Genomic DNA, 21,029 nt, shown 5'->3' with positions numbered 1-21,029 from the left:
GTTTTTAAAGGGCGAAAGAATATTCGCCCTTTTATTTCCCGGAAAATTTTCGTTCTGTGATCTAACACATGGAAATAGAAAGCGGTTCAGGCTATGATTTAGCCAATTGTTTCACATAAATTAGAGGAGGTTATTTATGCAAACTTGGACAGCTGAAATGTGGCAAGCCGCGTTAATCGGTTTGGTGGTGGGTTTTGTTATTGGTTATTTCTTATTACGACTCACAAAAGAGTCCACCAAAAAACAAGTGAAAACCGAAGCGGAATTGCGAGTCGCAAAAGAGCAATTGGAAAGCCAAAAACAACAATTGGAAAAACATTTTGCGGAAAGCGCCGATTTGTTGAAATCTCTTGCGCAAGATTATCAAAAACTGTACCAACATCTTGCACGCTCCTCGACTCAACTACTGCCGGAACTGAACGACAGCACCTTGTTCCAACACAGTTTATTGGATGAAAAAGGCAACGTTTCCCCGTCTAAAACAGAAGATCCACCGAAAGACTATTCCGAAGGTTCTTCAGGTTTATTCAAGGCAGAAAGATAATTCAATAAGCGCCCTTCAATTGAAGGGCGTTTTATTGTTTGAACATTTATTAAAAAAACTCACCGCACTTTTCTTTTTCCTCATGAATTAAATAAAAAACCAAGAACATTCAACCATTTTACTTGTCATAGTCATCACCGAAACTCATTGAGATTTCGTTTTTTATTTTTTTTGATTGGAGAACATTTAATGAAAAAACGTCATTTTGTTTTAACCGGCATTGCTCTCGGATTAAGCATTTTAACAACCCCAATGATGAGCCAAGCAGAAACACCAGTTTCCATCGTAGCAGGACAGCAACTTCCAAGCTTGGCACCAATGCTGGAAAAAGTATTACCTTCCGTGGTGTCTATTTCCGTCGAAGGAAAACAAAAAGGCAGTTCAGCTGAAATGGATGATGATATTCCGGAAGAATTTAAATTCTTCTTTGGCCCGGACATGTTCGATCGCAATCGCGCACCGCGTAATTTCAAAGGTATTGGTTCCGGCGCCATTATCAATGCGGAAAAAGGTTATGTATTAACAAACAACCACGTGATTAAAGATGCCGACAAAATTACCGTGCAATTACACGATGGCCGCGAATTTAAAGCGAAAGTGATCGGTGCTGACGAAATGTCTGATGTGGCATTGATTCAAGTAGAAAATCCGAAAAATTTGACCGCACTTAAACTCGCGGATTCCGATAAATTACGCGTAGGCGATTTCACGGTTGCTATTGGTAATCCGTTCGGTTTAGGACAAACCGTGACCTCCGGTATCGTGTCTGCTTTAGGTCGCTCCATGGGCTCTGACAGCGGCACATACGAAAACTATATTCAAACAGATGCTGCCGTAAACCGTGGTAACTCCGGTGGCCCGCTCGTCAATTTAAACGGCGAACTCATCGGCATTAATACCGCCATTATTTCTCCAAGTGGCGGCAACGCGGGTATTGCGTTTGCGATTCCGAGCAACATGGCGAACAATCTCGTGCAACAAATTCTTGAATTTGGTGAAGTTCGTCGCGGTATGTTAGGCATTAAAGGCGGAGAATTAAATGCCGATTTAGCTCAAGCTTTTGATATCGAAGCAAAAAAAGGTGCTTTCGTGAGCGAAGTGATGCCGGGCTCTGCTGCCGATAAAGCCGGCTTAAAAGCAGGCGATGTCATCACAGCAATGAACGGTCAAGCGATTTCTAGCTTTGCGGAAATGCGTGCCAAAATCGCGACTTCCGGCGCAGGTAAACAAATTGAGCTGACCTATTTACGTGATGGCAAATCCAATACCGCCAAAGTTACGTTACAATCAGACGAGCAAACCCAAACCACCGCCAATAGCCTATTACCGGCATTGGATGGCGCAGAATTGAATAACTACGATGAAAAAGGCATGAAAGGCGTGTCTATTGGAAAAATCAAACCAAATTCTTTAGCGGAACAACGTGGTTTGAAAAATGGCGATGTCATCATTGGCATTAACCGCCAAAAAGTCGAAAACTTAGGTCAATTGCGCAAAGCCTTGGATAGCAAACCGTCCGCCATTGCATTAAACATTATCCGTGGTGACAGCAACTTCTATTTGTTAGTGCAATAAGCATCTTTAAAAAACAAAAAAGGCGAATTGATTTCGCCTTTTTTATTAAAAATACCGGAAAAAACGACCGCACTTTTACTCGCCTGATAGCATAAAACTTTCCCGCAATTGCTGTAATTGATCCCGCACCGCAGCGGCTTTTTCAAATTCCAAATCTTGCGCAAATTTATACATTTGCTGTTCCAGTTTCTTGATTTGTTGTTGATATTCTTTCGGTGAGGTTGGCACCGTATAAAGTGCGGTCGGTTCTGCCACCATTTTTCCGCGTTGTTTATTGGCTTTCGCTTTTTGATTGGCGCCCTGACCGATGTCTAACAATTCGCCCACTTTTTTATTTAACGCCTGCGGCACAATGCCGTGATCTTCATTGTATTTCGTTTGTTTTTCACGGCGGCGATTGGTTTCCGTAATGGCTTTTTCCATAGACTTGGTGATGCTGTCCGCATACAAAATCGCTTTACCATTCAAGTTTCGCGCGGCACGTCCGATGGTTTGAATCAAAGAACGTTCGGAGCGCAAGAAGCCTTCCTTATCCGCATCTAAAATAGCCACGAGTGATACTTCAGGAATATCCAGGCCTTCCCGTAATAAGTTAATCCCGACCAACACATCAAATTCGCCTAAGCGCAAATCACGGATAATTTCTACCCGCTCTACGGTATCAATATCGGAGTGCAAATAACGCACTCGAATCCCGTGTTCATCCAAATAATCCGTTAAATCTTCCGCCATTTTTTTAGTCAGCGTCGTCACTAAAACGCGCTCATTTTTATCCGCTCTTTGACGCGCTTCAGAAAGCAAATCATCCACTTGAATAGACACCGGACGAATTTCAATTTGCGGATCGAGTAAGCCTGTTGGACGCACAACCTGATCGATAATTTCTGCACCGGATTTTTCTAGCTCATAAGGCCCCGGGGTAGCCGAAACATAGATAGTTTGCGGAGCCAAACGTTCAAATTCCTCAAAACGCAACGGACGGTTATCCAACGCTGAAGGCAAACGGAAGCCATATTCCACCAACGTTTCTTTACGGGAACGGTCGCCACGATACATCCCGCCGATTTGCGGCACGGTGACGTGAGATTCATCGATAATTAAAATGGCATCGGACGGCATATAGTCAAATAAGGTTGGCGGCGGTTCGCCTTCATCTCTGCCCGACAGATAACGTGAGTAGTTTTCAATCCCCGAGCAATAGCCCAATTCGTTCATCATTTCAATATCAAATTGAGTACGTTGGCTAATGCGTTGTTCTTCTAACAATTTATTCTCTTTAATGAAATATTCCCGTCGTTGCGCCAGTTCCACTTTAATTTTTTCAATGGCATCTAAAATGCGCTCGCGCGGTGTGACGTAGTGCGTTTTTGGATACACGGTGAAACGTGGCACGGCACCAAAGCTACTTCCTGTGAGTGGATCGAATAAACTTAAACGCTCAATTTCATCATCAAATAATTCGATACGTACTGCGCGCTCGTCGGATTCTGCCGGGAAAATATCGATAATTTCCCCACGTACACGAAATGTACCGCGCTGAAACGCCTGATCGTTACGCGTATATTGCAATTCTGCCAACTTCGCCAAAATCTGACGCTGATTGATTATCGCCCCTTGCTGCAAGTGCAACATCATTTGCAAGTAAGAATCCGGGTCGCCCAAACCATAAATAGCGGAAACTGAGGCGACCACAATGGTATCCCGACGTTCCAAAAAAGACTTAGTCGCCGACAAACGCATCTGCTCGATTTGATCGTTAATAGACGCATCTTTTTCAATGAAGGTATCACTGCTCGGCACATAGGCTTCCGGTTGGTAATAATCATAGTAAGAAACGAAATATTCCACCGCATTTTCAGGAAAAAAGGCTTTCATTTCCGCATAAAGCTGCGCCGCGAGGGTTTTATTCGGGGCAAGCAACATGGCCGGTCGGTTTAACTGCGCAATCACATTGGCAATCGTAAAGGTTTTTCCGGAGCCGGTAACGCCCAGTAAAGTTTGGTGCGCCAAGCCGTCTTCTAAATTTTCGGCGAGCTTGGCAATGGCTTGTGGCTGATCGCCGGAGGGCTTAAAATCGGAATGAAGGATAAAAGGCTTGGTATTAATTTTCTCTGACATAAAGTGCGGTCATTTTTTTACGGTATATTCTAAATGCTGCGCATTTTAACACATTTATCACGCCACATTGAGTGATAAAAAATGAAGTTTTACACAGAGTTATATTTGTCAAGTGGCCTGAATCACAAATTTATAAAAAAATTTTAAAAAATTCTCTAGATTTTTGTTAACTATTTGAAAAATAAAAAAATGTTATTTTACAATCAATTTTATATCGAATTTCAATAAAGCCTGATTTTATCGGGGGCGGGATGCTTTTTAAAATAATAACTCACAAACTTATCCACAGAGTTTGTGGATAGAAATATCACACTAAAAACGGGGAAATATTTTTTATTTTAGGTGTTGACAACCTATAGAGGGATAAGTAACATACGCGGCCTATCTTTTGATACCAAATTTATTCCTCCTTAGTTCAGTCGGTAGAACGGTGGACTGTTAATCCATATGTCGCTGGTTCAAGTCCAGCAGGAGGAGCCAGTTTTTTCTTTTGGATAGTTTTTATTTGTCTCCTTTTATAAAAACTAAAGCATACCGAAAGAATTTGAGCCCATAGCCTCCTTATGGGCTTTTATTTTTTTCTGCTGAATCCTTTTTATTCTCGCCTCTTTTTATCTCGTTATCTCGCAAATAGTGTCGCACCTCCGCTTACCGGCAAGGTCGTTCCATAAATCAACGCTAGTGCAAAGAAAATCAACATGATACCGGCAAGACATTTCGCCACAGTTTCAATATTTATGTCAGCAAAAGGTCGACGATACCATTGGCCGATTTTAATCGCCGTTGAGCGAGCATAACGCACCAACAAAGCAAATGCCGATAACGTGATTCCCGTGCCAAGCGACATCGCTAATGTTGCCACGATGCCCCAAGGGAACAAATCCAACATATAAGCAAGGAACAAAACAAAAATCGCACCGGAGCAAGGACGCATACCGATACTCAAAATAATCAATACGCTTTCTTTTATATTTGTGCTTTGATTCAAAGCGTCAGGATCCGGAATATGTTGATGACCACAACCACAGTTAGCATGGTGTTCCGTATGTGTTTCTGCAAAAACAGTTGAAATTCCTACCGCACTTTTTTCAGCAATTCGCATCTCATTTTTGATAGGGCGTTGAATCGTATTAATGTGTAATTTTTGTTTCTTCTGTCGATGCTGTTTATACAGCGTTTTCCCGCTCTTCCAACACCAACTCAGCCCAAGCAAAATCACCAGAACATAAGCGGTTCGTTCCAACCATAATTGGCTTAAATTGAAGTAGGCGGAGGAAAGCTGAAAAATCAATACCACCACAGACACCGCCAAAATGGCAACGAAACCTTGTGCTAAAGAAGAGAAGAAAGTGATTTGCATGCTACGTGCAAGCTTCGTTTGATGAGTTGCCAAATAGCCGGCAATAATAAACTTGCCATGCCCAGGTCCCAAGGCATGAAACACACCATATAAAAAACTCACTAAAATGAGCAAACTGCCGGCATAAACGGGCTGCAGTTCTATAGCATGTAAATAGGCAGAAATGAGCTGATTAAATTCCCGTTGCCAGAGTACAACATGGGAAAATAACCATGGAAACAAATAAACACAGGCAAGTAGCAATATGCCTAACAACAGGAAATAAAATAAACGGAATTTCATGAATCTCTTAAAAACTATTTGCAAATTAACCGCACTTTTTGTGCAAACTGCGCGCCAAGGGTGTCATCTTCGTTGCGTTGAGACTGATCTAACGAGGAAGCATAGGCTTTAAGCTTTTCATTAACATCAGGTTCCAGCACCTCACCATGACAATTTTCCGGTAATTGAGAAAAATCGACAGCCGAATGAAAAGGCTGATCATAATACATAGAAACATAATAAGTCGGATCGTAAGTACTTAATGTAAATTCGTTATCCTGCAAAAGCTGCGGTTTTGACAACATAAAATCAAAATAATACAACACCTGCGCCCCGCTGCTCTTCATGCCGTAATTTTTTGGTTTCGCGCTGTATTTTACTTTATTACCTTGCTTATCAAATAAATAGCTAAAGTAATGCTCATTGACCACATTGCCGATAACCTCATCAATCAATTTCTGCAATGCTTTCTTGTCACCTTTTGCTTGTTTTACATCATATAACACAGCGGCTGAACTGGGCTCATCTAAAATCCATTGCATCGAAAAACCGACTAATTGTTGTTTGTCCACCAACACCTTCGTTTTCATGTCAATAAACGCATGAGGATGCGCAAAAAGCGTTTGGGCACAAATTAAGGTTATCAAAAATAAACTTATTTTTTTCACTGGTTCACCTTCCCGGTAAATTTGACTTCATTATTTTAGCATAAATAAAAATGCACCACAGTGCGCTCAAAAAAGCATCCATCATGAAAAAATCACCCGTTTTTTCTGATTTATATCAAACAAACCTAATTTTGCATTTTGCTTCTCACTGAAAAATCGATAACATTCAGCACCATCAAGTGATTGCTTGATATTCATAAAGTTCCTAAATAAAATAATCATAAATAGCTAAACTACTTTCCTACCTCTCTTCGGAGAGGTTTTTTTATGCCTAAAATTTTACTGCGATAAATTGGCACAACGGCAAACATCAAGTAGAATGAGCCGCCAGAATCATGACAACGATTTTTATGATTTATTGTTTCCTTAGGTCATTCCGCATGTAAAAACAGCGATAAAAATGACCGCACTTTTCCCTTAACCAGAGAAAAATTATGTCAACACAATTCGTTTACACGATGCACCGAGTAGGCAAAGTGGTTCCGCCGAAACGTCATATTCTAAAAGATATTTCCCTGAGCTTTTTCCCGGGAGCCAAAATTGGTGTGCTCGGCTTAAACGGCGCAGGTAAATCCACGTTGCTTCGCATTATGGCGGGCATTGATAAAGAAATCGAAGGGGAAGCTCGTCCGCAACCCGGCATTAAAATCGGTTATCTTCCTCAAGAACCAAAACTTGAACCGCAACAAACTGTGCGTGAAGCGATTGAAGAAGCCGTGGGTGACGTTAAACGTGCGTTAACGCGTTTAGATGAAGTTTATGCCTTATATGCCGATCCCGATGCAGATTTCGACAAGCTCGCTGCCGAACAAGCAGAATTAGAAGCCATCATTCAAGCGCATGACGGGCATAATTTAGATAACCAATTAGAACGCGCAGCTGATGCGTTACGTTTGCCTGATTGGGATGCCAAAATCGAGCATTTATCCGGGGGGGAACGCCGTCGTGTGGCACTTTGCCGTTTATTGCTCGAAAAACCGGATATGTTGTTGTTAGACGAACCGACCAACCACTTGGATGCAGAATCCGTGGCCTGGTTAGAGCGCTTCTTACACGACTACGAAGGCACCGTTGTGGCAATTACCCACGACCGTTACTTCTTAGATAACGTTGCCGGTTGGATCTTGGAGCTTGACCGTGGTGAAGGTATTCCTTGGGAAGGCAACTACTCTTCTTGGTTGGAACAAAAAGAAAAACGTTTGGCGCAAGAACAAGCGCAAGAATCTGCCCGCCAAAAATCCATTGAGAAAGAATTGGAATGGGTACGCCAAAATCCAAAAGGTCGTCAAGCGAAAAGCAAAGCGCGTATGGCCCGTTTTGAGGAACTTAATTCCGGCGAATATCAAAAACGTAACGAAACCAACGAACTCTTTATTCCACCTGGTCCACGCTTAGGCGATAAAGTCATTGAAGTGCAGCATTTAAGTAAATCCTACGGCGACCGCACTTTAATCGACGATTTGTCTTTCAGTATTCCGAAAGGCGCTATCGTTGGGATTATTGGAGCGAACGGCGCGGGTAAATCGACCTTATTCCGTATGCTTTCCGGTAAAGAACAACCGGATTCAGGTTCCATCACCTTAGGTGAAACCGTCGTGTTAGCTTCCGTAGATCAATTCCGTGATGCGATGGATGACAAGAAAACCGTGTGGGAAGAAGTTTCTAACGGACAAGATATTTTAACCATCGGCAACTTTGAAATTCCAAGCCGTGCTTATGTAGGACGCTTCAACTTCAAAGGCGTGGATCAGCAAAAACGCGTGGGTGAACTTTCCGGTGGTGAACGCGGTCGTTTGCATCTAGCAAAATTGTTACAAGCCGGCGGTAACGTATTGTTACTGGACGAACCGACCAACGACCTTGATGTGGAAACCTTACGCGCATTGGAAAATGCTATCTTAGAATTCCCGGGCTGTGCTATGGTCATTTCCCATGACCGCTGGTTCTTGGACCGTATCGCTACACATATTTTAGACTACGGTGATGAAGGCAAGGTAACCTTCTATGAAGGCAACTTCTCCGATTATGAAGAATGGAAGAAGAAAACCTTCGGTGCTGAAGCCCTTCAACCACATCGCATGAAATATAAACGTATTGCGAAATAAGTAAGCCTTTATTGTTTTACCCTTAACCCCAGACTTCATTGAATCTGGGGTTATTTTTTATATTTCCTCAACATATTTACAACCACATTTCACTTATTTCTCATTTTGTGATTTTAATCACAGCCAAATGAAATAAAACTCTTTAAAATCAAAAAATATAAATATATAAATTATTTTATTTAACAGGCCAAAACGTAGAGGAAACATCATGAAAAACATTGATTTATTAATTACATTAACTGCCCATGAGCGCGATCCAAATAATGTTACTATTGCTTTTACTGTCGGAATAAACGCCCTAGAAAAAGGCAAAGACACTGTTATTTTATTGCTTTCTGATGCCGTTCATCTCGGCGCTAAAGGTTACGGCGATAAAATCGATATTGGCGCACCGTTCAAACCGGTTCGTGAACTCATTGATACCTTTATTGCAAAAGGTGGTAGAATTGCTGTGTGTTCTTCCTGTATGCAACATAACGGCGTATCCGAAGAAAGCCTTTATCCTGAAGCAGAAATTGTGACTGCCAGCTTTATTACAGAATCCTTATTTGCTTCACAAAGACAACTTCAACTGAATTAATCTTTTTATATCGTTACAAATAAAAAAGCCATTAAACATCGCATTTAATGGCTTTCTTTATACACGTCAAATTGTTAAAACAGGGTTTATCTGCTGCCTTCCTCAATCACACGTGGAAACAGAATATTATTTTCTGTATGAATGTGCATCATTAAATCATCCATAAATTCTTGAATCCCACTATAGAGGGCACGCCAAGTATTACACGCATCTGCCGGTGGCGTTAAGTTATTGGTCAACGCTTTCAATACATCCAAATGCTCACCGTGTTCAGCATGTTCATGTTCCATTACTTGAATCGGCATTCTTGCCATCGCATAGTTACCCATTTTGATCATCGGGAACAAAATTTGCTCTTCTTTCATCATATGGCTTGTTAAATCGGCATAAATATTTTGAATTTCAGCCGCAACGCCAATTGGACAATCATCACGATCGCCGTGAACGGATTCTACTCGCTCAGCCAAGACAAAAAGTTCAGAAAGCTGTTGTTTGTGACGTTCATGATAACGATGAATAATGTGCTCGATGATATCTGCGTAAGGTGCTGTCAACCAACGTTGTTCATCGTCCTGTTTTTTACTATTTTGCAATTCTGTTAAACGCGCTTCAATTTCCGCTAAATTTAAATTTTTCTCTGCTACTGCAGCACCTAATGTATCGGCACCACCACAACAAAAATCTAAATCATATTCACGTAAAAGTGCGGTTGATCCCGGAATTGAAATCGCAATTTCACTTAATTTTTTATCGGCAAAAGACATAATAATTTCCCCCATAATTGTGGATAACAAAAAAACCGACTGAAATAGTAAACTATTTAACGGGAAGATAAAGCACTTTTTCAAAAAAAGTGATTTTGTATGATTCAGGTCAAAAGTCATACCTTAAAAGAGTAAGACAGAAAAAAGGGAAAAAAGGGTATGCTAAAGAACATCATTTTATTACCAGGACAAACCATGAACCGTTTATTTACAATGCTACTTGCCGCATGGCTGCCAATGTCTGCCTTGGCGCTAGAAAAAGAAGCCCGCGAAATGCCGAAAGGCGGAATTGATAAGGCATTATTGGGACAAATTTTATTTTTTGATAACAACCTCTCTCTACACGGCAACCAAAACTGTTCCAGTTGCCACAGCCCGGACACTGCCTTTGTGGACTTACGAGAAAACAGCGCAGACAAAATGGTCTCTCAAGGTGATGATCCGACGCGGTTCGGCACGCGGAATGCGCCAACCATGCTTTATGCAAGCTATGCACCGGAATTTCATTACGATGAAAAAATTCAGGATTATGTGGGTGGTCAATTCTGGGATGGGCGTGCTAAGAACTTAGCAGAACAAGCCGGCGGGCCGCCAATCAATCCGGTGGAAATGGGGATGCCGGACAAACTTTCCGTTGCTAAACGAATTTTCAATACACCAATGTATCTCACGCTCTTTACTCAACATTACGGTAAAGAAACTTGGGAAAGTGTAGATCGTGTTTATTCTGCCATGGAAGATGCCCTCGCTGTATTCCAACAAGAAAAACGTTTATTGCATCCTTTTGATGCCAAATACGATAAATCGCTACAAGGTAAATATGCGATGACCGCCCAAGAAGAACGTGGTAAACAATTATTTTTTGATAACACCAAAACCAACTGTAGCAACTGCCATCAAGCGCAAGATGCCGAACATAAGGAAGAAACTTTCACCAATTATCGCTACTACAACATGGGCGTGCCTAAAAATCAGCGTTTAATCGCACATAATCAGCTCAGCCAGGATTTTATCGATAACGGTTTGTTGGATAACCCAATGGTCAACGGCGATCAACGCCAAAAGGGAAAATTCAAAGTACCTACCCTGCGCAACATTGCCGTCACCGCACCTTATATGCACAACGGCGTGTTTAAACATTTGCGCACCGTGTTGGAATATTTCGATCATTTTAACAACCCTGCACGTAAACTGAATCCTGAAACCCAGCAACCTTGGGAAGCACCGGAATACGCCGCAACGATGAATCTTGAAGAACTCAAAGCGCCACCGTTAAGCGACGAACAACTGGATGACCTTGAAGCCTTTCTGAAGACCTTAACGGACGAACGCTACGAAACGCTGCTCAAACAACAGTAAAAACACTCACCAAAATGACCGCACTTTTCTCTTCTCTCAGCACGAAAAGTGCGGTTAAAAATCCCGTTGTTTTTTGCTATAATCCCGCGCAATTTTGCTTCCAAGATTTTATGAATGAATGACTATGACAACGAATTATTCCGCCAACGAAATCACCGTTTTAAAAGACCTTGAACCGGTACAACTCCGCCCGGGTATGTACACCGACACCACTCGCCCAAATCACCTCGCACAAGAAGTTATCGACAACAGCGTGGACGAAGCCCTTGCCGGTTTTGCCACGAAAATCGAAGTGATTTTGCATAAAGATCAATCCATTGAAGTGACTGACAACGGGCGCGGTATGCCAGTAGATATTCACCCGGTGGAAAAAGTATCCGGCGTAGAAGTGATCATGAGCAAACTGCACGCCGGCGGTAAATTCTCTAATAAAAATTACACGTTCTCCGGTGGTTTGCACGGGGTGGGAATTTCTGTGGTGAACGCCTTATCCGAGCGAGTTGATGTCACCGTTAAACGTAACGGCGAAGTGTATAAAATCGCCTTTGAAAATGGTCAAAAAGTGGAAGACCTCACCGTTATCGGTACCTGCGGTCGTCGCACGACCGGCACCACTGTGCATTTCAAACCGAATCCTAAATATTTCGACAGCGAAAAATTCTCCGTCAGCCGTTTGCGTCATTTACTCCGCGCCAAAGCCGTGTTGTGCTCAGGGCTAGAAATTAAATTTATCGATAAAGTGAATGACACCGAAGACACTTGGCTTTATCAAGACGGCTTGAACGACTATTTAATGGAAGCGGTAAACGGTTTAGTCACCTTACCGGAACAACCGTTTATCGGTGAATTTAAAGGCGAAAAAGAAGCGGTATCTTGGGCGTTATTATGGTTGCCGGAAGGTGGCGAACTCATTGGCGAAAGCTATGTAAACCTTATTCCGACCGCACTTGGCGGCACGCACGTCAACGGTTTGCGTCAAGGCTTATTAGATGCCATGCGTGAGTTCTGCGAATTCCGCAATTTATTGCCGCGCGGCGTGAAACTCACCGCTGACGACTTATGGGATCGTTGTGCTTATGTACTTTCCCTTAAAATGCAAGATCCACAATTCGCCGGACAAACCAAAGAACGCCTTTCCTCCCGTCAAAGTGCGGTGTTTATTGGCGGTGTTGTGAAAGATGCTTTCAGTTTATGGCTAAACCAAAACGTTCAAACTGCCGAATTATTGGCAGATATGGCGATCAGTTCCGCCCAACGCCGTTTGCGTGCAGCGAAGAAAGTGGTGCGTAAAAAACTGGTGAGCGGCCCTGCGCTACCCGGAAAACTCGCCGACTGCAGCTCACAAGATATCAATTTAACCGAACTATTCCTCGTGGAAGGGGATTCCGCAGGCGGTTCTGCCAAGCAAGCTCGAGAACGTGAATACCAAGCGATTTTGCCGTTGCGCGGTAAAATCTTGAACACATGGGAAGTCTCACCGGAGCAAGTGTTAGCCTCACAAGAAGTGCATGACATTGCCGTGGCATTGGGTATTGACCCCGACAACGATGATTTATCCCAATTACGCTACGGCAAGGTCTGTATTCTCGCCGATGCTGATTCGGATGGATTACATATTGCCACCCTACTTTGCGCCCTCTTCCTACGCCACTTCCCGAAACTGGTGGAACAAGGCCATGTGTATGTGGCGATGCCACCACTCTATCGAATCGACTTAGGCAAAGAGGTGTTCTATGCCCTCGATGAAAGTGAAAAAGACGCTATCTTGGATCGTCTGAAAGGGAAAAAAGGCAAGCCAAACGTACAGCGTTTTAAAGGGTTGGGCGAAATGAACCCAATGCAATTACGCGAAACCACAATGGATCCGAACACCCGTCGTTTAGTGCAACTCACCTTTGAAGCACAAGGCGAACAAAGCCAAGAAACGATCGAAACCATGGATATGCTACTGGCCAAAAAACGCGCTGAAGACCGTAAAAACTGGTTGCAAGCGAAAGGGGATCAAGTGGATTTGGCTGTGTAAGAAGAAAAGTGCGGTAACATTTTTAAACACCTCAAAACATTTCAAAAATCAACCGCACTTTAAATCTCCCCCTCGCCCCTCTTTACAAAAGAGGGGAAATTTGGCGAAACCAATAAATTAAATGAACATTATCGACATAAATAAAACGCAAAAATAAATCATGACAGACTCCATCAACTACGAAGGCATCGAACAAATGCCACTACGCCACTTCACCGAAAGGGCGTATCTCAACTACTCCATGTACGTCATCATGGATCGCGCCTTGCCGTTTATCGGTGATGGTTTGAAGCCGGTACAGCGACGCATTATTTATGCCATGTCCGAGCTTGGGCTGAATGCAGCGGCAAAATATAAAAAATCTGCCCGTACTGTGGGGGATGTGTTGGGTAAATTCCACCCGCACGGCGATAGCGCTTGCTATGAAGCTATGGTGTTGATGGCGCAGCCCTTCTCTTACCGTTACCCATTAGTTGACGGACAAGGCAACTGGGGCGCGGTGGACGATCCGAAATCTTTCGCGGCGATGCGTTATACGGAATCCCGTTTATCTAAAATTTCAGAAGTTCTATTGGCAGAGCTCGGTCAAGGTACTGTAGATTATCAACCGAACTTTGACGGTACCTTAGAAGAACCGCAATATTTGCCGGCACGTTTGCCGCATATTTTACTCAACGGCACGACAGGGATTGCGGTGGGGATGGCAACGGATATTCCTCCGCACAACATTAATGAAATCGCCGATGCTGCAGTGATGTTGCTGGATAATCCGAAAACGACCTTGAATGATTTGTTGACCGTAGTACAAGGCCCGGATTTCCCAACAGAGGCAGAAATCATTTCGCCGAAAGAAGAAATTCGCAAAATATATCAACAAGGTCGCGGCTCTATCAAAATGCGCGCCGCATGGAAGAAAGAAGATGGGGAAATCATTATCAGCGCTCTGCCGCACCAAGCCTCGCCATCCAAAGTGATTGCGCAAATTGCCGAGCAAATGACCGCGAAAAAACTGCCGATGGTAGAAGATATTCGTGATGAAGCAGATCATGAAAATCCGGTGCGCATTGTGATCGTGCCGCGTTCGAATCGCGTAGATACCGATGCTATGATGGCGCATTTATTTGCCACCACCGATTTGGAAAAAAGCTATCGTGTCAACATGAACATGATTGGTTTGGATTACAAACCGGCAGTGAAAAATCTGTTGGAAATCCTCACCGAATGGCTGACTTTCCGTCGTACCACCGTGACCCGACGCTTGCAATATCGCTTAGACAAAGTGCTTGCACGCCTGCATATCTTGCAAGGTTTGATGATTGCCTTTTTGAATATTGATGAAGTCATCGAAATCATCCGTCACGAAGATGAGCCGAAAGCCGAATTAATGGCACGTTTCAATTTAAGCGATGCACAAGCGGAAGCCATTTTGAACTTGCGTTTGCGTCATTTGGCGAAACTGGAAGAACATCAGTTGCAAGCGGAACAAGCGGAGCTGGAAAAAGAGCGGTCATCTTTGGAAGAGATTTTAGGCTCCGAACGCCGTTTAAATACGCTGTTGAAAAAAGAAATTCAACAAGATGCCAAAACGTACGCTAGCCCACGCCGTTCGCCGTTAGTTGAACGAGCGGAAGCCAAAGCCATTGCAGAAAATGAAATGCTGCCGACAGAACCGGTGACGGTGATTTTATCGGAAATGGGTTGGGTGCGTTGTGCGAAAGGGCATGACATTGATCCGCAAGGCTTAAGCTACAAAGCCGGCGACAAATATTTGGCGCATGCCTACGGTAAAAGCAATCAACCGGCGGTGTTTATCGACAGCACAGGACGCAGTTATGCACTGGATCCGCTAAGTCTGCCGTCTGCCCGCTCCCAAGGCGAGCCGCTCACCGGTAAACTTACCCTGCCGGCAGGCGCAACCGTTGATCAGCTGCTGATTGAAAATGAAGATCAACCGTTGCTCATGGCATCCGATGCAGGCTATGGCTTTATTTGTAAATTCGCCGATTTAGTCGCCCGTAACAAAGCCGGTAAAGCGCTCATTTCCTTACCAGAAAATGCCAAAGTGTTACCACCGTTAACACTGAAAAATCCGACCGCACTTTTGGTGGCACTCACCTCCGCCGGCAGAATGCTGATTTTCCCTGCACAAGATTTACCGGAACTGTCCAAAGGCAAAGGCAACAAAATCGTCACAATTCCATCCGCCAACGCAAAAGCACGTTCTGAATTGCTGGTGCGGTTATTGTTAATTGAAGAAAATTCCAGCCTCGTCTTCCATTCCGGAAAACGTAAAGTGACCTTGAAGCCGGAAGATTTACAGAAATTCCGCGCTGAACGGGGTCGCAAAGGGACGCAGTTACCGCGAGGCTTACATAGCAATGTGGAAATTGAAGTGGTGACACCGCAGGAATGAGACTAAGTTAAGATTTAAAAGGACGCATGATTGGCGTCCTTTTTTATATGAAAAGTGCGGTGGGTTTTCCGGTTGTTTTTTATTGAAATTATCACGGTAATACAAACAAAAAATCCACCTTAAAAGGTGGATTTTTATCTTTGCTAATCATCACTCAATATATTTAATCGCTCTTTTGCTTCCTCTGAAAAACGGCTTTGTTGTGCGATTAAATCTTTATAAATAGAAATCGCCATCGGTCGATTGCGTTTTGTTCCTTCGCCTCGTTCATACATTAACGCTAAGCGGAAAATAGCCTCTTCATTACCTTGTTTAGCCCCTTTTTCCAACCACTTGAAAGCTTTATTAAAGTCTCTAATTTTAATTTCGTTATAGTACAGAGTGCCTAAAACGAGCATCGCCTGTGAGTCATTAGCTGACGCGGTTTTCTCCAATAAATAAATCCCGTGGTTAAGATTTTTTTTGACACCATAACCACCGGCGTAAAGAATACCTAAATTGGTTACCGCAATTCTGCTTCCCTGTTCTGCGGCCTCGCTGAACCACCAATAGGCTTTTTCATAGTTTTGTTCGACACCTTCTCCACGAAAATAAAGTCGCCCAAGATCCAACTGTGCGCGTCGATCACCTTTCAATGCAAGAAGATACATCACATTAAACACGGAGGGCATATCATTGCGTTGAAAAAAAGCTCGCCCCCAATCTCTTAGCTGATCATTCGTAAGTTCATTACGCAACAGTTTCCCGCTTTCTTCCACGGTTTGAACCACGGAAAAAACCGGCGTTTCTACAGCAAGTGCAGAAAAACTAAATAAGCCCAGACCGATTGCAAAATGCTTTAACCGTTTTTTCATCATTTTTTTATAAAGTGGCATAAAGCAAATTAGCAAAAAACAACAGGGAAATACCGATTTCGGTGAAGCCCACTTGTTTTACCGACATTTTTTTCTGCGGCAGCCAAATGGCTCGGATGAATGGCGGCACAAATGCTAACGCCATGAGATATTGATCTACGAGAATAAATCCGAGAATACAAAGAGCGTGAAAGCCGATGGACAATTTTAAATATAACGGATTTTTACGCTCGCGCATAACGGATTTCACATATAAGGTCGTACCGATAAAAAATAAGCTCGGATACAGCGCTACTAGCCAAATTTTGTCATCAAAAGTGCGGTCAGGAAAATAATAGGATCCCATGCCGGCAATGGCAAAAATCACAATACCCGCTAAATCATTTAAAAAAGCGCGCTCATCTTTTTGCTTAACGTAATAAATACTGACTAACACGAACGGCAACATGGCTGCCACAAATAACGCCGTATGCCAGTTATAAATCAAAACCGGAATAGCAAAAATGACACAGGCGAAGAAATAAATCCACGACCATTTGATATACAGTTCCAAATTTCTGCCTTTAAATAAATTCAGAAACGGATAGGTCATTAAATACAAGGAAAACCATGCTAGCAAAAAGAAAATGTGTTGCCAAATCGGGTTGCTGAGCAACATTCCATATAAAAATGGCATGAGCGCCATGACGATGGCACCGTGTTGATTCGAAATCAATAGTTTCATAAATAAGACTTGTGATTGGTTAATAAGTTTACGAATTTTAGAGGTTTTTCATTTAGATGAACATAGCTCTTGCGAATTATTTTTATTACGAAAAACAAACTAACTTGCATTCAATGTTTAATCGGCTAATTCCAGATCCAATAACAACGGGGCATGATCAGAGCTTTCCGTTGGTTCTGTTGTCGCATTTAATACGTTCAGCCCACGCACAAAAACATGATCCAACGGATTGCCTAAAAAACGTAATCGGTGATCTTGTGCAAAAGGGACTTCAATCAAACCGAATTCCTTTATCAATTCTCGGATGATCCGCATACGATAACCGTTCCAAGAATTAAAATCACCGGATAACACAAGCGGGCCTTGATGTTGCGAAACTAACTGCATCAGTGTGCGAAGTTGTTCTTCATAAGCCGTCGGGTTTATTTCAAAATTAATCAAATGCACGTTGACCAATAACAGCGCTTGCCTGTTGGGCAGAGGCAAACTCATCGCCGCGCCCACTTTGGGAATACGAATCCAAGGTTCGGGTTTTGAGCCGGCACAGTAAAAGTGCGGTGCAAATTGAGAGAGAATTTCAACGCCTGATTGTTGTTGTAAATAAGCAAAGGCGCTCGCGTAAAGTGCGGTAGGAAATGACAATGAATATTGCGCAGCCAACCCCTGCGTATTTAAGACTTCCTGCAATAGCAAAATATCCCGCTCTTGCGCAAAACGCTCCAGCGCTTCTTGCCAACCGGCATCTTGTCCTTTATGCAAATTCCAAACCAATAAACGAAATGTCTTTTGTGGTATTTCCGGTGGAGTCTGCTCTGCTTGATAACAAATTAACTCATCCTGTTTTTTTATCGGATGATAGATGAGATTTGGCGTCGTGCTAAAGTGAATATTGACGGGAGAGAAAATCGTTAAGCTATAAACAAGATAACCGGTAATCGCCGCTATAAGAAAAATGAGAAACGCGAGGAATTTAAAGGCATGTTTTCTAAACATCATTACACCGGACGAATACTTTTCACATCAACGCTACAATCAAATTCGCGTTCCAATAATTGCAATTTTTGATCCTGCAATAAATCCTGTTTCGCCTGCTCCCGTAATTGAGCATAAATTTTACGGCGATAATCTGTCGGCGTGAGATAGTGCTCGTCATCATTGATTTCAACGGTCAATACAATGGTTTTCCCTAACACATGTGAAACCGACTGCTGCAACAATTTGCAATGCTTATCTTGATTCAAATGTGCATGGCTGGAACGTACGCCCAATTTAAACGCGTCTTCGCTTTCCGTCCAAATAAAGGTATTTAAGGCAAATTCTTTGGTGAGATTTTCCACACCGCTTTGTTCAATTAACTGTGCCCAGCGATCTTGTTCTTCCGTTAAATGGACAATTTTTTGCTGTAATTCAGGAGTGATGTCTTGCAGAATGGCGGCCTTAATGTCCGAAGGTTTGGGGCCTTGTTCAACCTGTGCTAGCTCCGGGTTGCTCCACTCCCAACGGTAATCTTCGCCTAGCCCATCTGAATCGTTTTCTTCGCTCTCCGATTCATTCGGATTTTCCATCGCACTTTTAGCATCCAAGGTGTCAGAAGCATGAGAAAGTGCGGTCAGTTTTTCAGAGGAATGTTGTGCTAGGCGCTCAGACTTTTTTTTTTCTTGAGAAGGGCTACTCGGCATCGCATCCAGTTGGTCTAACCCGTTTAATGCGCCAAGTACAGGCGAACTCACCAAGGGTTCTGCCGATTGCGTGAATTGAGGTTGCGCGCTTTTTGCCACGGTTTCATTCGTAGTGGATTTTTTACGATCTTGATAATGCGCTTTTATCGCCTGAGAAACCACTGGCATTTCAATTGCCGCTGAAGCAGTTTGCCCAGAAGATTTAACATGATTTTCCACCGCACTTGATGGATTTTTTGGTGAACTTTCTTGCGTGCTGTTTTCAAGGTTTAGCGGTTGACCAATGAATTTCGGATGAAACGCCAACGCACGCAATAACACCATTTCTGCGCCCATGCGCGCTGTTGGTGCCAAACTTAATTCTTTCCGGCCGCTTACCACCACTTGATAGAAAAACTGTACGTCCTGTGGTGCGATATGTTTCGCTAAAAAGCTAATGTGATCCGCTTCCGTTAACGAGGCTTGTGGTAATAATTGCTGCATTGCGATCTTATGCAAATTTTCTGCAACTTCACGCAACAGCTCATCCCAATCACCTGCTTTATTCGCCACCTCACTGACAACTTGCATGAGTTTTTCGCCATTGCCTTGTTGCAAGGCATAAATCATCTCAATGGCTTGGGTTTCATCCAATAAACCCAACATTTCATTGACAATATTGAGCGTGACATTGCCGTTACTCATTGCAATGGCTTGATCTGTCAAACTGAGGCTGTCGCGGATACTGCCTTGTGCCGCACTGGCAAGTTTATCTAATGCTAAAGACTCAAAGGGAATCTGTTCCTGATTTAGGATGTATCCTAAATGCTCGGCAATTTGGGATTGCTCCAAGGCTTTCAAATGGAACTGCATACAACGAGATAAAATCGTCACCGGCAGTTTATGAGGATCAGTAGTCGCCAACAGGAATTTCACATATTCCGGCGGCTCTTCCAAGGTTTTTAAGAGCGCATTGAAAGAATGGCGGGAAAGCATGTGCACTTCATCGATAAGATACACTTTATAACGCCCCAACACCGGCTTGTATTGCACGTTATCCAACAGCTCGCGTGTATCTTCCACTTTGGTGCGGGATGCCGCATCGATTTCAATTAAATCGATAAAATTGCCTTCTTCAATGGCTTTACAGTGTTCACATACACCACAAGGCTCGGCAGTCACACCGTTAACACAATTTAGCCCTTTGGCAAATAAACGGGCAATGGAGGTTTTTCCCACGCCGCGCGTGCCGGAAAATAAATAAGCATGATGCAGGCGATTTTCACGCAAGCCGTTAGCAAGTGCGGTCAAAATATGTTGCTGACCGACAACATCAGCAAAGGTTTTTGGTCGCCATTTTCTTGCTAATACTTGATAACTCATGCTTTATCCCTGCCCGTTTAGAAAATTAATGACCGGCAAAATTAACTAAAGTATAAGGTTCTACGCCTAAGCCACGTAAACGTTGTTCGCCGCCTAAATCCGGTAAATTAATCACGAATGCCGCATGCTTCACTTCGCCGCCCAAACGTTGTACTAATTTAACCGTGGCTTCAACGGTTCCGCCTGTTGCCAATAAGTCATCAATAATCAATACGTTATCACCTTTTTGAATGGAATCCACATGAATTTCCAAGGTGTCTTGTCCGTATTCCAATTCATAAGATTGCGCAATGGTTTCACGCGGCAATTTACCCGGTTTACGTACCAACACAAAAGGCACATTTAATGCCAATGCCACCGGTGCACCAAAAATAAAGCCACGGGATTCCGTCCCAATGACTTTATTAATGCCTTTATCTTTGCAATGTTGCACCATCAAATCGATCGCCGCGCGAAACGCCGCCGGTTCTTCTACTAAGCTGGTAATATCACGAAAAATGATTCCCGATTTCGGATGATCAGGAATGGATTTAATTGAGGAAGCAATAAGTGCAAGTTGTTTTTCCATTTTTTTACCTAAAAGTGCGGTTGTTTTTTCACACAAATTAAAATTATAAATCGGCGCGCATATTATCATAAA

Annotated in this window: 16 protein-coding genes and 1 tRNA gene; 8 read left to right on the top strand and 9 right to left on the bottom strand. The window is 43.1% G+C overall.

Going from position 1 to position 21,029, the window contains the following annotated elements:
• Window positions 1-136 precede the first annotated feature (136 nt).
• Together DQN58_RS05815 and DQN58_RS05810 are read left to right on the top strand one after the other, a co-directional pair.
• Window positions 137-544: a YhcB family protein gene (locus DQN58_RS05815; RefSeq protein WP_006717673.1), complete on the top strand. Its 408-nt coding sequence runs from the start codon at window positions 137-139 to the stop codon at window positions 542-544.
• A 189-nt stretch (window positions 545-733) separates the two neighbouring features.
• Window positions 734-2,119, top strand: a complete 1,386-nt coding sequence (locus DQN58_RS05810) for a Do family serine endopeptidase (RefSeq protein WP_006717671.1) — start codon at window positions 734-736, stop codon at window positions 2,117-2,119.
• A gap of 75 nt (window positions 2,120-2,194) precedes the next feature.
• Here DQN58_RS05810 and uvrB read toward each other — a convergent pair whose 3' ends face one another.
• Window positions 2,195-4,237, bottom strand: a complete 2,043-nt coding sequence (gene uvrB, locus DQN58_RS05805; RefSeq protein ID WP_006717670.1) for an excinuclease ABC subunit UvrB — start codon at window positions 4,235-4,237, stop codon at window positions 2,195-2,197.
• Window positions 4,238-4,641: 404 nt separating this feature from the next.
• On the opposite strand from uvrB, the gene DQN58_RS05800 reads away from it, so the two are divergent.
• Window positions 4,642-4,717, top strand: a tRNA-Asn gene (locus DQN58_RS05800).
• A gap of 139 nt (window positions 4,718-4,856) precedes the next feature.
• Here DQN58_RS05800 and zevB read toward each other — a convergent pair.
• On the bottom strand, window positions 4,857-5,879 hold the full coding sequence (gene zevB, locus DQN58_RS05795) for a zinc transporter permease subunit ZevB (RefSeq protein WP_006717668.1): 1,023 nt from the start codon (window positions 5,877-5,879) through the stop codon (window positions 4,857-4,859).
• A gap of 14 nt (window positions 5,880-5,893) precedes the next feature.
• Window positions 5,894-6,526 carry a zinc transporter binding subunit ZevA gene (gene zevA / locus DQN58_RS05790; RefSeq protein ID WP_006717666.1) on the bottom strand — a complete coding sequence of 211 codons (633 nt, stop codon included), beginning with the start codon at window positions 6,524-6,526 and terminating at the stop codon, window positions 5,894-5,896.
• Window positions 6,527-6,960: 434 nt separating this feature from the next.
• On the opposite strand from zevA, the gene ettA reads away from it, so the two are divergent.
• Complete coding sequence (ettA, locus tag DQN58_RS05785) at window positions 6,961-8,631, top strand: energy-dependent translational throttle protein EttA (RefSeq protein ID WP_006717662.1); 1,671 nt, start codon at window positions 6,961-6,963, stop codon at window positions 8,629-8,631.
• A gap of 208 nt (window positions 8,632-8,839) precedes the next feature.
• On the top strand, window positions 8,840-9,211 hold the full coding sequence (locus DQN58_RS05780) for a DsrE family protein (protein WP_006717659.1): 372 nt from the start codon (window positions 8,840-8,842) through the stop codon (window positions 9,209-9,211).
• Window positions 9,212-9,297: 86 nt separating this feature from the next.
• Here the strand turns inward: DQN58_RS05780 and ytfE are convergent, their stop codons facing one another.
• Window positions 9,298-9,975 carry an iron-sulfur cluster repair protein YtfE gene (ytfE, locus tag DQN58_RS05775; RefSeq protein ID WP_032997818.1) on the bottom strand — a complete coding sequence of 226 codons (678 nt, stop codon included), beginning with the start codon at window positions 9,973-9,975 and terminating at the stop codon, window positions 9,298-9,300.
• Window positions 9,976-10,170: 195 nt separating this feature from the next.
• Here ytfE and DQN58_RS05770 point away from each other — a divergent pair, with 195 nt between their 5' ends.
• The 3 genes from DQN58_RS05770 (at window position 10,171) to parC (ending at window position 15,770) form a co-directional block, all read left to right on the top strand.
• Window positions 10,171-11,334 (top strand): cytochrome-c peroxidase, encoded by a 1,164-nt coding sequence (locus DQN58_RS05770; protein ID WP_032998109.1) that lies wholly within the window; start codon window positions 10,171-10,173, stop codon window positions 11,332-11,334.
• 124 nt (window positions 11,335-11,458) lie between these two features.
• Window positions 11,459-13,357, top strand: a complete 1,899-nt coding sequence (gene parE / locus DQN58_RS05765; RefSeq protein ID WP_032997817.1) for a DNA topoisomerase IV subunit B — start codon at window positions 11,459-11,461, stop codon at window positions 13,355-13,357.
• 160 nt (window positions 13,358-13,517) lie between these two features.
• Window positions 13,518-15,770, top strand: coding sequence for a DNA topoisomerase IV subunit A (gene parC, locus DQN58_RS05760; protein WP_006717651.1), 2,253 nt, complete (start codon window positions 13,518-13,520; stop codon window positions 15,768-15,770).
• Window positions 15,771-15,913: 143 nt separating this feature from the next.
• Here parC and DQN58_RS05755 read toward each other — a convergent pair whose 3' ends face one another.
• The 5 genes from DQN58_RS05755 to apt form a co-directional block, all read right to left on the bottom strand.
• Window positions 15,914-16,645, bottom strand: coding sequence for a tetratricopeptide repeat protein (locus tag DQN58_RS05755; RefSeq protein WP_006717649.1), 732 nt, complete (start codon window positions 16,643-16,645; stop codon window positions 15,914-15,916).
• Window positions 16,632-17,348: a YwiC-like family protein gene (locus DQN58_RS05750; RefSeq protein WP_006717647.1), complete on the bottom strand. Its 717-nt coding sequence runs from the start codon at window positions 17,346-17,348 to the stop codon at window positions 16,632-16,634. The genes DQN58_RS05755 and DQN58_RS05750 overlap by 14 nt, the downstream gene beginning before the upstream one ends.
• A gap of 117 nt (window positions 17,349-17,465) precedes the next feature.
• Window positions 17,466-18,344, bottom strand: a complete 879-nt coding sequence (locus DQN58_RS05745) for an endonuclease/exonuclease/phosphatase family protein (protein WP_006717646.1) — start codon at window positions 18,342-18,344, stop codon at window positions 17,466-17,468.
• Complete coding sequence (gene dnaX, locus DQN58_RS05740; RefSeq protein ID WP_006717644.1) at window positions 18,344-20,389, bottom strand: DNA polymerase III subunit gamma/tau; 2,046 nt, start codon at window positions 20,387-20,389, stop codon at window positions 18,344-18,346. Before dnaX ends, DQN58_RS05745 begins: the two co-directional genes overlap by 1 nt.
• Before the next feature lie 25 nt (window positions 20,390-20,414).
• Window positions 20,415-21,026 carry an adenine phosphoribosyltransferase gene (apt, locus tag DQN58_RS05735; protein ID WP_006717642.1) on the bottom strand — a complete coding sequence of 204 codons (612 nt, stop codon included), beginning with the start codon at window positions 21,024-21,026 and terminating at the stop codon, window positions 20,415-20,417.
• Window positions 21,027-21,029 lie beyond the last annotated feature (3 nt).

It is taken from the genome of Aggregatibacter segnis ATCC 33393, from assembly GCF_900476035.1.
In the GTDB taxonomy this organism is placed as follows: Bacteria; Pseudomonadota; Gammaproteobacteria; order Enterobacterales; family Pasteurellaceae; genus Aggregatibacter; species Aggregatibacter segnis.
Note: the sequence above shows the minus strand (reverse complement) of the source record. Positions and strands in the feature narration are given on the sequence as shown.

Excerpts from the sequence above, each read along its gene's own strand:
- apt (WP_006717642.1), bottom strand. The coding sequence starts at position 21,026 with ATGATAATATGCGCGCCGATTTATAATTTTAATTTGTGTGAAAAAACA.
- uvrB (WP_006717670.1), bottom strand. The coding sequence starts at position 4,237 with ATGTCAGAGAAAATTAATACCAAGCCTTTTATCCTTCATTCCGATTTT.
- DQN58_RS05755 (WP_006717649.1), bottom strand. The coding sequence starts at position 16,645 with ATGCCACTTTATAAAAAAATGATGAAAAAACGGTTAAAGCATTTTGCA.
- zevB (WP_006717668.1), bottom strand. The coding sequence starts at position 5,879 with ATGAAATTCCGTTTATTTTATTTCCTGTTGTTAGGCATATTGCTACTT.
- DQN58_RS05815 (WP_006717673.1), top strand. The coding sequence starts at position 137 with ATGCAAACTTGGACAGCTGAAATGTGGCAAGCCGCGTTAATCGGTTTG.
- ettA (WP_006717662.1), top strand. The coding sequence starts at position 6,961 with ATGTCAACACAATTCGTTTACACGATGCACCGAGTAGGCAAAGTGGTT.
- parC (WP_006717651.1), top strand. The coding sequence starts at position 13,518 with ATGACAGACTCCATCAACTACGAAGGCATCGAACAAATGCCACTACGC.
- DQN58_RS05810 (WP_006717671.1), top strand. The coding sequence starts at position 734 with ATGAAAAAACGTCATTTTGTTTTAACCGGCATTGCTCTCGGATTAAGC.
- DQN58_RS05770 (WP_032998109.1), top strand. The coding sequence starts at position 10,171 with ATGAACCGTTTATTTACAATGCTACTTGCCGCATGGCTGCCAATGTCT.
- dnaX (WP_006717644.1), bottom strand. The coding sequence starts at position 20,389 with ATGAGTTATCAAGTATTAGCAAGAAAATGGCGACCAAAAACCTTTGCT.
- ytfE (WP_032997818.1), bottom strand. The coding sequence starts at position 9,975 with ATGTCTTTTGCCGATAAAAAATTAAGTGAAATTGCGATTTCAATTCCG.
- DQN58_RS05745 (WP_006717646.1), bottom strand. The coding sequence starts at position 18,344 with ATGATGTTTAGAAAACATGCCTTTAAATTCCTCGCGTTTCTCATTTTT.
- parE (WP_032997817.1), top strand. The coding sequence starts at position 11,459 with ATGACAACGAATTATTCCGCCAACGAAATCACCGTTTTAAAAGACCTT.
- DQN58_RS05750 (WP_006717647.1), bottom strand. The coding sequence starts at position 17,348 with ATGAAACTATTGATTTCGAATCAACACGGTGCCATCGTCATGGCGCTC.
- DQN58_RS05780 (WP_006717659.1), top strand. The coding sequence starts at position 8,840 with ATGAAAAACATTGATTTATTAATTACATTAACTGCCCATGAGCGCGAT.